The sequence below is a fragment of the Pseudoalteromonas sp. P1-26 genome (genome assembly GCF_001401795.1).
Classification (GTDB): domain Bacteria; phylum Pseudomonadota; class Gammaproteobacteria; order Enterobacterales; family Alteromonadaceae; genus Pseudoalteromonas.
The window spans coordinates 1-13508 of record NZ_LKDX01000005.1 but is presented as its reverse complement, the minus strand read 5'-3'; the positions used below and the strand labels follow the sequence as shown (position 1 = coordinate 13508).

Sequence of the window (13508 nt, the reverse complement as noted above, 5' to 3'; positions counted from 1 at the left end):
CAAAGCAAGCCAAATTGCTTGCTCAAACCACAGGGGCAAATAATGAATAACAGTTTTGATACCCAAAAGCAGCTTACGATTAATGGTGAGCAATACCATATTCACTCTTTACAAGGTTTAGGCGACAAAGCAAAACGTCTGCCATTCTCTCTAAAAATCTTACTTGAAAACCTGTTGCGCAATGAAGATGGCGTTAATATTAAAAAGCAAGATATCGATGCTTTACTAAACTGGGACCCTCAAGCGAAACCATCAGCAGAAGTAGCGTTTACACCTGCTCGCGTTGTAATGCAAGATTTTACTGGCGTACCCGCCATTGTCGATTTAGCCGCGATGCGTGATGCCATGGAAAAACTTGGCGGCGACCCTGCGAAGATTAATCCGCTGTCACCTGCTGAACTTGTTATTGACCACTCAGTGCAAGTTGACGGCTACGGTGAAGATGGCTCATTCGACTTAAATGCGAAACTTGAATATGAGCGTAACAAAGAGCGTTACGAATTTTTACGCTGGGGGCAAACTGCCTTCGATAACTTGAAAGTCGTGCCACCAGCAACCGGCATCGTACACCAAGTTAATTTAGAATATTTAGCCCGCGTGGTATTTAACGATAGTAAAAATGGTAAATCACTCGCCTACCCAGATACCCTAGTCGGAACCGATTCGCACACCACCATGATCAATGGTCTTGGGGTATTAGGCTGGGGTGTCGGTGGTATTGAAGCCGAAGCCGCAATGCTTGGTCAACCAATCAGCTTACTTATTCCACAGGTCGTTGGCTTTAAGCTCAATGGTCGCCTGCCAGAAGGTACGACCGCAACAGACCTTGTGCTAACCGTAACAGAAATGCTGCGTAACCATGGCGTAGTGGGTAAATTTGTTGAGTTTTATGGTGATGGTCTTGCTGATTTACCGCTTGCAGACCGTGCAACTATCGCAAACATGGCGCCTGAGTATGGTGCAACCTGCGGTATTTTCCCAATTGATGATGAAACCATTAACTACCTACGTTTAACTAACCGCGATGACAAACAACTTAAACTCATCGAGGACTATGCAAAGCACCAAGGCTTATGGCGTAACCCTGGCGATGAAGCTCATTATACCGACACACTAGAGTTATCACTTGATGATGTTGTGCCAAGCCTTGCTGGACCTAAGCGTCCGCAAGATAGAATTGCCCTTGATAAAGCAGGTAGCATTATTGGTGAGCACTTAAAAGGCTTTCAAGAAGAACGTATGCAACATCGCGATAAAAGCGATGTTCAAGAGGCGCGCATTGAAGATGAAGGCCCAACCACCAACCCTGATGAGACAGTAAACGAAGCACAGTTTATGGGCGCAGCTAAGGTTAACTTTAAAGGCGAAGAGTTTGAGCTTAATGATGGTGCTTGTGTCATTGCTGCAATTACAAGTTGTACAAACACGTCAAACCCAAGTGTTATTTTAGCTGCTGGCCTAGTGGCTAAAAAAGCCAAACAATTAGGATTAAAGGTTAAGCCATGGGTTAAAACCTCACTTGCTCCAGGCTCACAAGTGGTGACTGATTACTTGAAAAAAGCCGACTTAATGGATGACTTAGATGCCTTAGGCTTTAACCTTGTCGGTTATGGTTGTACAACCTGTATCGGTAACTCAGGCCCACTAGCTGATGAAATCACCGATGCAATTCAAAAGCATAAACTGGTTGTAAGCTCTATTTTATCGGGTAACCGTAACTTTGAAGGGCGTATTCACCAAGATGTGAAAATGAACTTCTTAGCCTCACCACCCCTTGTGGTTGCATACGCAATTGCGGGTCGTACAGATATAGACGTGTATAACGAGCCGCTTGCGCAAGACCCTAATGGTAATGACATTTATCTAAAAAATATTTGGCCAAGTGTTAGTGAAGTGAACGAGCTCGTCCGCGAAACTGTAACCAAAGAAATGTTCGCATCAAGCTATGGCAATGTGTATCAAGGTGATGATCGTTGGCAGAAAATTCAAATTCCTGATGGCAAACTTTATGATTGGGATGATGCGTCAACCTACATCAAAAAAGCACCATTCTTTGATGGTATGGAGATTGAGCCTCCTGGCATTCCTAGCATTAGTGGTGCGCGCTGTTTAGCAAAATTAGGTGACTCAGTTACCACTGACCACATCTCGCCAGCAGGTGCGATTAAAGCGGATGCACCAGCAGGTCTTTACTTGCAAGAGCACGGTGTACAAAAAGCACAATTTAACTCGTACGGTTCGCGTCGTGGTAACCACGAAGTAATGATGCGCGGTACCTTTGCTAATGTGCGTTTACGTAATCTATTAGCACCGGGTACCGAAGGCGGTGTGACTCGTATGCAACCAAGCGATGAGCTCGCCAGCATTTATGATGCAGCGATGCAATATCAGCAAGATGGCACGCCACTGATCATTTTAGCGGGCGCGGAATATGGCACAGGCTCATCACGCGACTGGGCTGCTAAAGGTTCACTTTTACTTGGTGTTAAAGCCGTTATTGCACAAAGCTATGAGCGTATTCACCGTTCAAACTTGATTGGTATGGGTGTTTTACCCCTACAATTTAAAGAAGGTGAAAGCTATGAGTCACTGGGTCTAACCGGCCAAGAATCATTCGACTTTGAAGGCTTATATGACAAAACCAATGAAGTCAGTGTGATTGCCACTAACAGTGAAGGCAAACAAATTAGCTTTAGTGTTGATGTGCGTATAGATACCCCGAAAGAGTGGGATTACTACAAACACGGCGGTATTTTACAGTATGTACTGCGTAATATGCTGGCTGAGCAGTAATTGCTTTTAAGTTAACTAAGGGGCTGATTTTTCAGCCCCTTTTTTTGTTTAAATCACCAATTAATTGCAGTTTAGACCAACACACTTACTTACAAAAAATGAAAAGCACATAAAAATCAGCATGTTAAAATTGGACCATAGTTTGCAAATGCTAACCAGATAAAAATCACAATAATTTTGGAATCCTTATGACTATTGCATCATTCAAACGCGCAATTTGCGCAACGGCCATCTCATCAAGTTTATTATTAACGGGCTGTGTTATTCATGTCTCTCCGGGTCAAATCGCAGAACAAAAACAACAAGACTTAAGCGTGTCGGCTGTAAATTTAAACGAGCTAAAAATTGATGCCGAAGCAGGTTCACTGATCATCAAAGGCGACAGCAACGCCACGGCTATCACAGTAAATGCTAATATCTATGCGGCTAAAGGCGATGAGACCTATACATTAACCCTCGAAAAGCACGGCGACACCGCAGAGCTTATCAGTAAGCTCAATAATGGTAGCTTATCGTTTTACAGTGGTTCATCACCTCATATTGATTTAATTGTCTCTGTGCCTAGCAACCTCAAACTAGAGATCGATGATGACTCAGGTGATATCGTGATACGTGCAATGCAAAACGATATCAGCATTGATGATGATTCAGGAGCACTTGTGATCGAAGGTGGTCGTAATATTAATATTGATGATGACTCGGGGGATATTCGCATTAGCAATGTCAGCGGCAATATCAGCATTGAAGACGATTCTGGCTCAATTATGATAGATCAAGGGCAAGGGCGTATTGATATTGAAGATGACTCTGGTGATATCCGCATCGAAAACAGCCAAGGCCCTGCACGTATTATTGATGAATCAGGTAGTATCAGCATTAAAACATTGGCTGGTGCGCTTACCATTGAAGATGGCTCTGGTGATATAGATGTAAGACAAATCAAAGGGCTGGTTACCATTACCGATGGCTCTGGCAGCATTTATGTGGATGACACACTCGGCCTGACAATTATCGAAGCGGGTTCAGGTGATTTAAGCATCGATAACATCAACGGCCCAGTAAAATTGGACAAATAACCGACAATTGCTTGATTTAGAACAATCCTATTAATGACAGCAGCACCTACACTTTAATTAAGGCTAAAGTGAGGTGCTTGTATGACCGAACAAACTATCATTCGAATCTTAAAAACCTTTATTATTTTAGGTATTTGCCTAATTATATTGGGGCATTCTTTATTAGCTGGTAATTACTTAAGTGATAGTATGGGTATACATGGCATTATGTTAAGCGCAGCGTGTATTGCCGTTGGTGTGCTATTCTCTTTGCCTACCAAAATTTATCTCACTATTTTACTGATGAAAATGGAAAGCGATCTAAAAGCACATAACAAACAGAGCTAATTTCCACCTTGCTCTTTGAGCTGCTGTTCAAGTTGCTTGTTACGTTGCTCCATAAGCTGTTTTACTTGCTCAGCGTCTTGCATCATCTTTTGTACATTTTTAGGGTCGTATACGCCAAGCGCTGAAGGTGCTTCGTTAGCTTTAACGGTTGCTGGTTGCTTCTCATCTGCCTGAAAAGTCTCTGCAGGTAACACTGTTATGTCGTTCGGATCTAAACTTACCGGGGTACTAACGTAATTAGGGTGAGGTGTATCAGCATAGTGCCACTGACCATGTTCATCTTGCCATTTATAAACAACAACAGGTGTATTAACGTCTTTGCTAAAACTCAATTTCTCAGTGAGCTTTTTTGCTTGGCTGGTAAGTGTATCGGCACTTTGCGAAGCAAAATCACTCACATCACCACTAACTTTTTCTGAGTAACGCTCGAACATGCTCAGTTCTAAGTAAGGTTTACCGTCTGGCTTTTTAATGTAAAACAGCAGCGCAACACTGGTTAGTAACAGCATAACCGCAAGGTAACAAAAACGCTTAATCATTCCATTTACCGATTATTGGTAGTTACTCTCAATCTTAGCAAATTCACCGGATGATTTAAGATTTTTCATAAATTCATTAAATTGCTCGCTGATACGCTTCCCTTTTTCATTATAAGCAAACTGTAATTGCATTGGCGCTTTGCCCACACTGTAATCACTTACCGTGAATTTTTTAAAGGCATTATTTTTTGAGGCATACCACTGCAGTGTGTTTTTTGCGATCACAGCAACACGTTGATTTTGCTGTATGTCGACTAAAGCCTTCAGCATATCTAGTTCAGAGTAAAAGTCCTCACGGTGCAATTTTCCAGATGCAAACAACGCTTCAAATTGCGGATAGGTGTAGCCAAAGCGGGCCATCAACACATAACCACCTAGCTCATCAATAGCTGGAATATGACAACCTCTCGGCATAACTAAAATATCTTCAACAACTGCGATGCTATCACTCCAATAGTATTGATTACCTCCGCGATACCACTGCTCAGACTCTAAGCGCACATCAACCTTGCCTTCATCAAGTAAATGCTGTGAACGTACCTCAGGAACTAAAATATAGTCAGTTTTCAGCTTGTACTGTTCAGCAAATCGCTCAAGTAGCTCATCAACTAACCCCTTTTGTTTGCCACTAACTAAATGGTATGGAGGGTAATCTGTGTCATAAAGCGCAACCCTCAAAGTTTCTGCTCGCACTAAAGGCACAATTAAAAACAACAATAAAAAAACAACAGCACGACTCATAATTTTCTCTCATAAAATTGAGCCAGGGATTGTATATAAATAGCACAAAAAAAGCGCAACCTAGGTTGCGCTTTACGAAAATTCTGATAGGAATTTAGGATTAGATACCATCACCGTCAATATGTAAGCCACATTCACGGTTTAAACCAAAGAAACGCGTCTCTTCTTCTGTCATACCTGGTTCAAGTTTACGCGTGGTGTGTACATCACCCATAGACACATAACCTTGTTCCCAAAGTGGGTGATACGGTAAATCATGCTTAGTTAGATACTGATAAATATCTCGGTTGTTCCACTCAATAAGTGGGTAGACTTTCACAGTACCACGGCTGATTTCAACAATTTGCTTGTCAGCACGGCTTGATGATTGATCACGGCGCAAACCACTAAACCAAGTGCCTGCTTGCAGCTCGTTTAAAGCGCGGCTCATAGGCTCAACTTTATTAAGTTGATTATACTGCTTAATACCGGCTTCACCTTGCTCCCAAAGTTTACCAAACTTCGCTTCTTGCCACGCGGGGCTAAGCTTAGCTTTATAAACTTTAAGATTAAGCGAAAGTCGCTCCGTCATTTGCTCGATGAACTGATAGGTTTCAGGGAACAAATAACCAGTGTCAGTCAGTACCACAGGAATATCTGGCTGCTGCGATGTCACTAAGTGCAACATCACCGCCGCTTGAATACCAAAGCTCGACGACAAAAAGTGTGTGCTTGGTAAGTTTTCAAGTGCCCACGCAACACGCTCTTCTGCGCTTTTACCAGCCAAAAGACCATTAATATCAGCCAGCATGGCTGTTTGGTCTTCTTTGCTCATCGTTAAGATGTCTTTAAATTCACTCATGGTTAATTCCAAACCTTAAAGCGGTATCGCTTATAAAATTATGCGTGAAAATCGGTTACTGAAACTTTTACTTCAGCAACAATGCCTTTGCGAATTACAAAATCACCAAAACACTCGCCTTCATTTCGCTCATTTGCCCATTGGCCAATTAGCTTATCGAATGCTTCTAGGTATACGTCTTCGCCGACATTTTCTAAATACAATTTTGGAATACGCGTGCCTTCGCGGTTACCGCCTAAGTACACGTTGTATTTACCCGGACCTTTACCAACCAGACCCGCTTCTGCCAACATGGCTCGGCCACAGCCATTCGGACAACCCACAACACGCATAATGATGTTGTCATCGCTGATACCGTGCTTAGCTAATAACGCTTCAGTTTTCTCAATTAAGCTTGGTAAATAGCGCTCTGCTTCAGCCATCGCTAACGGACACGTTGGCAATGCCACACACGCCATTGAGTTTTTACGCTGCTCTGTATGACTGTCATCAATTAAGCCATGGTTGCGAGCAATTTCTTCGATTACCGCTTTTTGATCAGCCGGAACACCTGCGATGATCAAGTTTTGGTTTGCAGTCATGCGGAAATCACCTTGGTGAATTTCAGCAATTTTACGGCAGCCTGTTTTAAGAGGTTGATTTGGGTAATCTAAAATACGGCCACTTTGAATAAACAGCGTTAAGTGGTGTTTACCATCAATACCTTCAACCCAACCGATACGGTCACCACGGTGAGTGAACTCATACGGGCGGCTTTGCTCAAATTGAACACCGGCACGTTTTTCAACTTCAGCTTTAAATACATCAGAACCTACACGATCTAATGTGTACTTAGTTTTCGCATTTTTACGATTAGAGCGGTTACCCCAATCACGCTGTACAGACACCACGTGCTCAGCAATTTTTAACGTATGCTCAAGTGGAATAAAACCAAAGTCATCTGCTTTACGCGGATACGTTGCTGTATCACCGTGAGTCATCGCAAGACCACCACCCACTAACACGTTAAAACCAACTAACTTGCCGTTTTCTGCAATTGCCACGAAGTTTAAGTCGTTCGCATGCACATCCACTTCATTGTTCGGTGGAATTGTTACTGTGGTTTTAAACTTACGCGGTAAGTAAGTTGAACCTAAAATTGGCTCTTCAGTGGTTTCACTCTTTTCGCCATTTAACCAAATTTCAGCGTATGCTTTAGTTTTTGGTAATAGGTGCTCAGAGATCTTCGCAGCCCACTCGTAAGCTTCTTGGTGAAGCTCAGACTCAACTGGGTTAGTTGTACATAATACGTTTCGGTTTACATCGCCTGCCGTTGCAATTGAGTCAATACCCACGCTATTAAGCATTTGATGCATGCCTTTAATATTTGGCTTAAGCACACCATGGAACTGGAACGTTTGACGCGTGGTTAAACGAATACTGCCATAGCTGGTTTTCTCTTCAGCAAACTTATCAATCGCTAACCATTGCTCAGGCTTGATGATACCGCCAGGCATACGAGCACGTAACATAACATTATGTAATGGCTCTAATTTTTGTTTAGCGCGCTCAGGGCGAATATCACGGTCATCTTGCTGGTACATGCCGTGGAAACGGATCAGTTGGAAGTTATCAGCAGTGAACCCACCGGTGATCTCGTCTTTTAAATCTTGCTCAATGGTGCCACGTAAAAAGTTACTTTCTCTTTTCAAACGCTCGTTATCAGAAAGCTTTACGTTTTTGTCTTGTTCGCTCATGGTATTTCCTAAATTTGTTACAGTGACGGCTGTTAGCTTTAAACGTGATTAGTACACGTCTTTCTGATAGCGGTTTGCGCTACGTAAATCTTTTAAATATTGCTCAGCTTGTTCATCATCTTTGCCGCTATTTTCTTTGATAATGTCGACAAGCGCCTGATGAACATCTTTCGCCATACGGTTTGCATCACCACAGATATAGAAATGAGCACCCGCTTCTAACCAAGCAAATACTTCTTGGCTGTTTTTGCGAAGTTTGTCTTGAACATATACTTTTTCGGCTTGGTCACGGCTAAACGCCACATCCACTTTTGTCAGTAAACCTGACTTCAAGTAACCTTGAATTTCTACTTGATATAAAAAGTCTTGGGTAAAGTGTGGGTTACCAAAGAATAACCAGTTTTTACCGCTTGCTTCACGGGCATCACGCTCTTGTAAAAACGCACGGAAAGGTGCAATACCTGTACCCGGACCTACCATGATAATTGGCGTTTCATCATTAGCCGGTAAACGGAAGTTATCGTTATGCTCGCTGAATACTTTTACTTTGCAACCTTCTTCAGCACGACGTGCTAAATAGCCAGAACAACCACCTAAGTGCTCGCTACCAAATGCATCAAACTCAACCAGACCCACAGTTAAGTGAACTTCTTCTTCAACTTCTGCTTGGCTAGATGCGATCGAATATAAACGTGCTTGTAGTTTACGTAAGCAGTCTACTAAGGTTTGTGCTTCAAGCTGAGCTGGGTTTTGACGAATAATATCGAAGATTTGGCGAGGTTCGATGTACTCACGCATTGCCGCTTTATCTTCAACCAACTTTAATAAATCAGGGCTGCCAGTTGCTGTTGCGTATTTTTCAACAAAACCTGGGTATGACTGAGTTAATTCTAATTTTTCGATTAATGCATCACGAACACTTAGTTCTTCGTCGCCAAGTTTAACCGTGCTAGATGCATCGATTTGTGTAAGCGTAAGTACTTCATCAACAAGCGCTTCGTCATTTAAGAAGTAAACGCCTAGCGAATCACCCGGTGTATAGGTAATGTCTGAACCTTCTAATGAAATTTCAACATGACGCACGTCTTTGGTTGAATCACGACCGGTAATTTTTTGCACAACACTTAGCTCTGCAGCAAAAGGGTTTTGCTTGGTGTATTGACTTGCTGCTGGTGCCGCTGCAGCAAATGGCATAGCCACAACTTGACCACCACTTGCTTGTTGCTGCGCTTTAAGATCAGGCTCAAACGCATCAAGTGCACCATCAATCCACTTAGCTGCTTCATCATCGTAATCTACATCTAGGTCAGCACGCTGGAAAATAGTTTCTGCGCCAAGCTTGTTAAAACGCTCTTCAAAATCTTTTGCTGTTTGGCAGAAGAACTCATAACTTGAATCACCTAAGCCAATCACAGCCACTTTAACACCATCTAGTTTAGGTGCTTTTTTAGTTGTTAAGAATTCATGAAGGCTTTCAGCGTCTTCTGGTGGCTCACCCTCACCGTAGGTTGAAACAACAACCGTGATAAACTTTTCTTTTTTCAGGGCTGTTGGTTTGTAGTCAGCCATGTTTACTAGCTTAACAGTTAGACCGCGCGACTCTGCCTGCTCTTTTAACTTGCTCGCCACGCCTTTTGCGTTACCCGTTTGCGAGCCGTATAAAATAGTTAGCGGCGGTGCATCACCTGCAGCTGGAGTGGCAGCAACACCACCGGTTAATGCACCTGCGTTGGCATTCGCAGCTAAGTAACCACTTACCCACGCTTGCTGAATTGGATTAAGTTCAGCCACTAAGCCTTGCAGCTTCTGTACTTGCTCTTGCGATAGCGGGCTCGCCGCTGCATTTAGTTGACTTAACAACATGAATTTATTCCTCGTAACCCTGAAAAGTTAACTGCGAAACGAACTTGCTACTGTCATTTCGCGAACAATTTTTTCGACTTTAAAGACTCAATAGAAATGCTTTAAAGGTTTATCTGAGCGTGAAGAATAACGAGGTCTGAGGCGATTAAAAAAGAATAGAATCTGCTTTGATATTCCATTTAGTTATTAATTTAGTATTTATCCAAAAAAAACATGTTAAAAGCAAAAATTCCCAAATAAGAAACTTTTATTAATTAACATTATTGCAACATAAGCCAATTAGCCTATACTCGCTGTGTTCATTTTGAGAACAGCAAAAACTATTAAAATATAAAAAGGAAAATACAATGTCACACGGGACATGTAAAAAATATATGCTAGCCAGTAGCTTACTTTGTTTAGCAAGTTCAGCATTGGCAAATGTTAGTAACGCCGACTTCGAAAGCTGGTCAGCAAATACCCCTGCAAGCTGGGGCACTATTGATAGCGGTATTAGTCTTAGCGCTAATACTAATGTGGTTTACTCAGGTAATTACTCAGCACAAGTCGTGGTTAATACTGGCACCCAAAGTAATACCGATTTACAACAATTAGTAGAGGTAGTGGCGGGTGAAAGTTATGAGTTTTCTGCTTGGGTTTACCATACAGAAGGTGGCGTAAAAGCACGTTTAGTGGTTGATGGCTATCAGGGCTATTCTAACTCAGCATTAACTAATCAATGGCAACAAATCAATTATCAGTACACAGCCCCTGCTACTACATCAATTAATGTTGGCCTACGCTTTTACGACGTAACTGGTTTTGATGGCAGCGAAGTCGTTTATGTAGATAACTTTGCACCAAACACAGGCTCAACCCCACCACCTACGGGCAGCTGCGCCGATAACCAAGTATCTTTTACCCTCACTACCGATAACTATGGGGAAGAAACCAGCTGGCAAATAACCAATAGCCAAGGTAGTGCAGTGGCATCGGGCGGCAGCTACGCAGCAAATACTCAGTACAGTGAGCAAGCATGTTTAACTGATGGTGACTATACCTTTACTATTTTTGATAGCTATGGTGATGGCATATGTTGCTCTTACGGTAACGGTAGCTATAACCTTTCATTCGGTCAAACAGTACTTGCCAGTGGGGCAAGCTTCCAAAGCTCAGAAGCTACGCCGTTTAGTTTAGGTGATAGCTCAGGCGGCGGTGACGGGGGTGGTACAACCCCAACAGAGCCAACGGGATACTATGTTACAACGCAAGGCCTTAGTGGTTATGCACTGAAAACAGAGTTATACAACATCATCAAAGGTCATAACTCGCAGGGCTATTCTGCGATTTGGAGTTTTTATGATGTTGCTTCACGCGATAAGTATTTTGAAAACGACAACTCTATTTTAGATCGTTATTCAGAAAACCCCGCAGGCCAAGACAGCTACAACTATGTTGCTGTAAGCGACCAATGTGGTACATACAACAGCGAAGCAGATTGCTACAACCGTGAGCATTCTTTCCCGAAAAGTTGGTTTGGCGGTAAGGTTGAGCCCATGAATTCAGACGTACATCACATTTTTGCCACTGATGGTTATGTGAATTCAAAACGCAGTAACTACCCGTTTGGTGAAGTAGCTAGTGCAAGCTATACCTCTAGTAACGGCAGCAAATTAGGCAGCGCTGCTAGCTCATTAAATTACTCAGGAACGGTTTTTGAACCTATTGATGAATTTAAAGGTGACTTTGCAAGAGCGTATTTCTATATGGCAACACGCTATGAAAACGTGATTGGCTCATGGCAAAACAACACAACCTATAGTAATGCTGTACTGAATGGTTCATCTAATCAGGTTTTTGAGAGCTGGGTTGTTGCTATGTTATTAAAGTGGCATAACGAGGATCCTGTTAGCCAATTAGAGCTTGACCGTAACCAAGCAGCTTATGAACATCAAGGTAACCGCAACCCATTTGTGGATCACCCAGAATTTGTAGAAATGATTTGGTAACTTCGTTAAGCCAAGGCACTTAGTTTCGGCTAAGTGCCTTTTTATACGATAAAACATGACTTAAGCCTCATTAGGGTTTAACTGCTCAACAAGACGAATGTCATGTAACAAATGGTTATGCCTTACCGACAAAGTATTTTCTGCTGTTGGTTGTATTTTATAACCGAGTTGCTGTAAAACCAGTGTAAATAGGGCGGCATGTTGGTAATGCGTAGACTGCCCATTTAATTCAAACTCTTCGATTACATTATGAGCATAACTAGAACTATTTTGTAATGACTGCCAAATACGTGTTTGTACTTGAGAAATCTGTATCACTGATGTTTGATAACAATTGATTTGTAAGCTTAATAAATAGTTTTCTAGTGAGTTCATAGCGATATCCATTACAAAAAACGCTACTTTAAAAGCTCAAGTTAAGTTGAGGTAAAGTGTTTTGTTATTACTTTCTACTCCACTTATTCATTATATCTTTAAATAGTTTTGCTTCTTTATCTTCACAGGGTCTTGGGGATCCGCTTGGCACTCCAGATTTACCAAACACCGAATTAAAATCTATGCCGTAACACATGCCATTTAGCACCTCGATACGCTTGCTGCCATCGCCATTTTGCCAAACGACAGTTGCTTTATCAGAGACGGTTAATTGTGCGGGCACCGTAACCCTGCCTGCGGGGCTATTACTAATCGTCGCTTCACCCTGCCCAAACAAAGACGCATTAGCAGAACCATTTTCAAAATTAAGCTGTGGGATTGGTGCATAAGGGTTGAGCTTTTTAAATGGCTCTTCGGGTATTTTTGAATTCTCAAGTGTCTGATTAGGCTTTACAACCTCAGAGGTAGCTTCTTTTGGTTCATTTATAATGGGATTAATTGCCTTAGCGTCAGTCATCTGTTGAGAGCTCCCCTGCGAAACATCTTCGTTTTTTGGCAAAGGCTTAGCCTCACTTGGAACTACTTGCGAGTGTTCTGGTAAAGGTTTGTCTTGAGGTTTCTGCAAACTAGGTAACGAAGTTAAATCAACACTCACATACGCGTTGATTACTTTTGGCGGTTCAGCGACTGCGGGGAGTTTCAAAGACTTTCCATATCGAGTAAATAACAGCAACAAAACAGCATGTAACGAAATTGAGATGATCCATGCTTTGTAATTCCCTTTTAACACCCTAGCGCCTCGTTTTATTTTTAAGAGTGCTAAAAGAGTGAATTAGTTCATAGGAAAGTTGCGAGTTAGCGAGTTAGCGAGTTAGCGAGTTAGCGAGTTAGCGAGGGTAAAGGTTCTAGGTTCTAGTTCAAGCATAACCTTGGGAATGCTTTATGATAGTTGGGTTTCGCTGCGCTCAAACCAACCTACCCGAAGAGTGAACAGGGCAAATACTGAGTGAGACACCACACTAAACAACCCCACCGATCGAATCTGACGCCTGAAAGCTGACAGCTGATAGCTTTTCTACAAGCATTAAAAAAGGCCGCCTGGGCGACCTTTTTATAAGCTGTGAAGCTCTATCTGTTGATATTACTCAACGATAGTTGCAACAACACCAGCACCAACTGTACGGCCACCTTCACGGATAGCGAAGCGTAAACCTTCGTCCATCGCGATT

Annotated in this window: 11 protein-coding genes and 1 pseudogene; 4 read left to right on the top strand and 8 right to left on the bottom strand. The window is 42.4% G+C overall.

The annotated features are described in order from the left end of the window. The first annotated feature begins 42 nt into the window (after positions 1-42). From acnA to AN394_RS04240, 3 genes are all read left to right on the top strand, one after another. Positions 43-2793, top strand: a complete 2751-nt coding sequence (gene acnA / locus AN394_RS04250; protein ID WP_054563442.1) for an aconitate hydratase AcnA — start codon at positions 43-45, stop codon at positions 2791-2793. A 188-nt stretch (positions 2794-2981) separates the two neighbouring features. Then, positions 2982-3869 (top strand): DUF4097 family beta strand repeat-containing protein, encoded by an 888-nt coding sequence (locus AN394_RS04245; RefSeq protein ID WP_054563441.1) that lies wholly within the window; start codon positions 2982-2984, stop codon positions 3867-3869. An 81-nt stretch (positions 3870-3950) separates the two neighbouring features. After that, positions 3951-4196 (top strand): hypothetical protein, encoded by a 246-nt coding sequence (locus AN394_RS04240; RefSeq protein ID WP_054563440.1) that lies wholly within the window; start codon positions 3951-3953, stop codon positions 4194-4196. Here AN394_RS04240 and AN394_RS04235 read toward each other — a convergent pair. From AN394_RS04235 to AN394_RS04215, 5 genes are all read right to left on the bottom strand, one after another. Continuing rightward, on the bottom strand, positions 4193-4735 hold the full coding sequence (locus AN394_RS04235; protein ID WP_054563439.1) for a DUF4124 domain-containing protein: 543 nt from the start codon (positions 4733-4735) through the stop codon (positions 4193-4195). The genes AN394_RS04240 and AN394_RS04235 overlap by 4 nt on opposite strands. Before the next feature lie 12 nt (positions 4736-4747). Then, a complete protein-coding gene (locus AN394_RS04230; RefSeq protein WP_054563438.1) occupies positions 4748-5476 on the bottom strand; it encodes an ABC transporter substrate-binding protein in 729 nt (242 codons plus the stop codon). A 100-nt stretch (positions 5477-5576) separates the two neighbouring features. Further along, entirely contained in the window at positions 5577-6317 is a 741-nt protein-coding gene (locus AN394_RS04225; RefSeq protein WP_055020876.1) for a phosphoadenylyl-sulfate reductase, read from the bottom strand. 38 nt (positions 6318-6355) lie between these two features. After that, positions 6356-8053 carry an assimilatory sulfite reductase (NADPH) hemoprotein subunit gene (gene cysI, locus AN394_RS04220; RefSeq protein WP_054563436.1) on the bottom strand — a complete coding sequence of 566 codons (1698 nt, stop codon included), beginning with the start codon at positions 8051-8053 and terminating at the stop codon, positions 6356-6358. Between the two features lie 48 nt (positions 8054-8101). Then, complete coding sequence (locus AN394_RS04215) at positions 8102-9916, bottom strand: assimilatory sulfite reductase (NADPH) flavoprotein subunit (protein ID WP_055020875.1); 1815 nt, start codon at positions 9914-9916, stop codon at positions 8102-8104. A 347-nt stretch (positions 9917-10263) separates the two neighbouring features. Between AN394_RS04215 and AN394_RS04210 the strand changes: the two genes are divergently transcribed. After that, positions 10264-11904, top strand: a complete 1641-nt coding sequence (locus tag AN394_RS04210; RefSeq protein WP_055020874.1) for an endonuclease — start codon at positions 10264-10266, stop codon at positions 11902-11904. A 60-nt stretch (positions 11905-11964) separates the two neighbouring features. On the opposite strand, the gene AN394_RS04205 is transcribed toward AN394_RS04210, so the two are convergent. From AN394_RS04205 to AN394_RS21610, 3 genes and pseudogenes are all read right to left on the bottom strand, one after another. Beyond that, positions 11965-12279, bottom strand: a complete 315-nt coding sequence (locus AN394_RS04205; protein ID WP_054563433.1) for a hypothetical protein — start codon at positions 12277-12279, stop codon at positions 11965-11967. A gap of 67 nt (positions 12280-12346) precedes the next feature. Next, a complete protein-coding gene (locus AN394_RS04200) occupies positions 12347-13069 on the bottom strand; it encodes a hypothetical protein (protein WP_055020873.1) in 723 nt (240 codons plus the stop codon). A gap of 351 nt (positions 13070-13420) precedes the next feature. Further along, positions 13421-13508 (bottom strand): annotated as a pseudogene (locus AN394_RS21610) (elongation factor Tu); the annotation flags it as partial.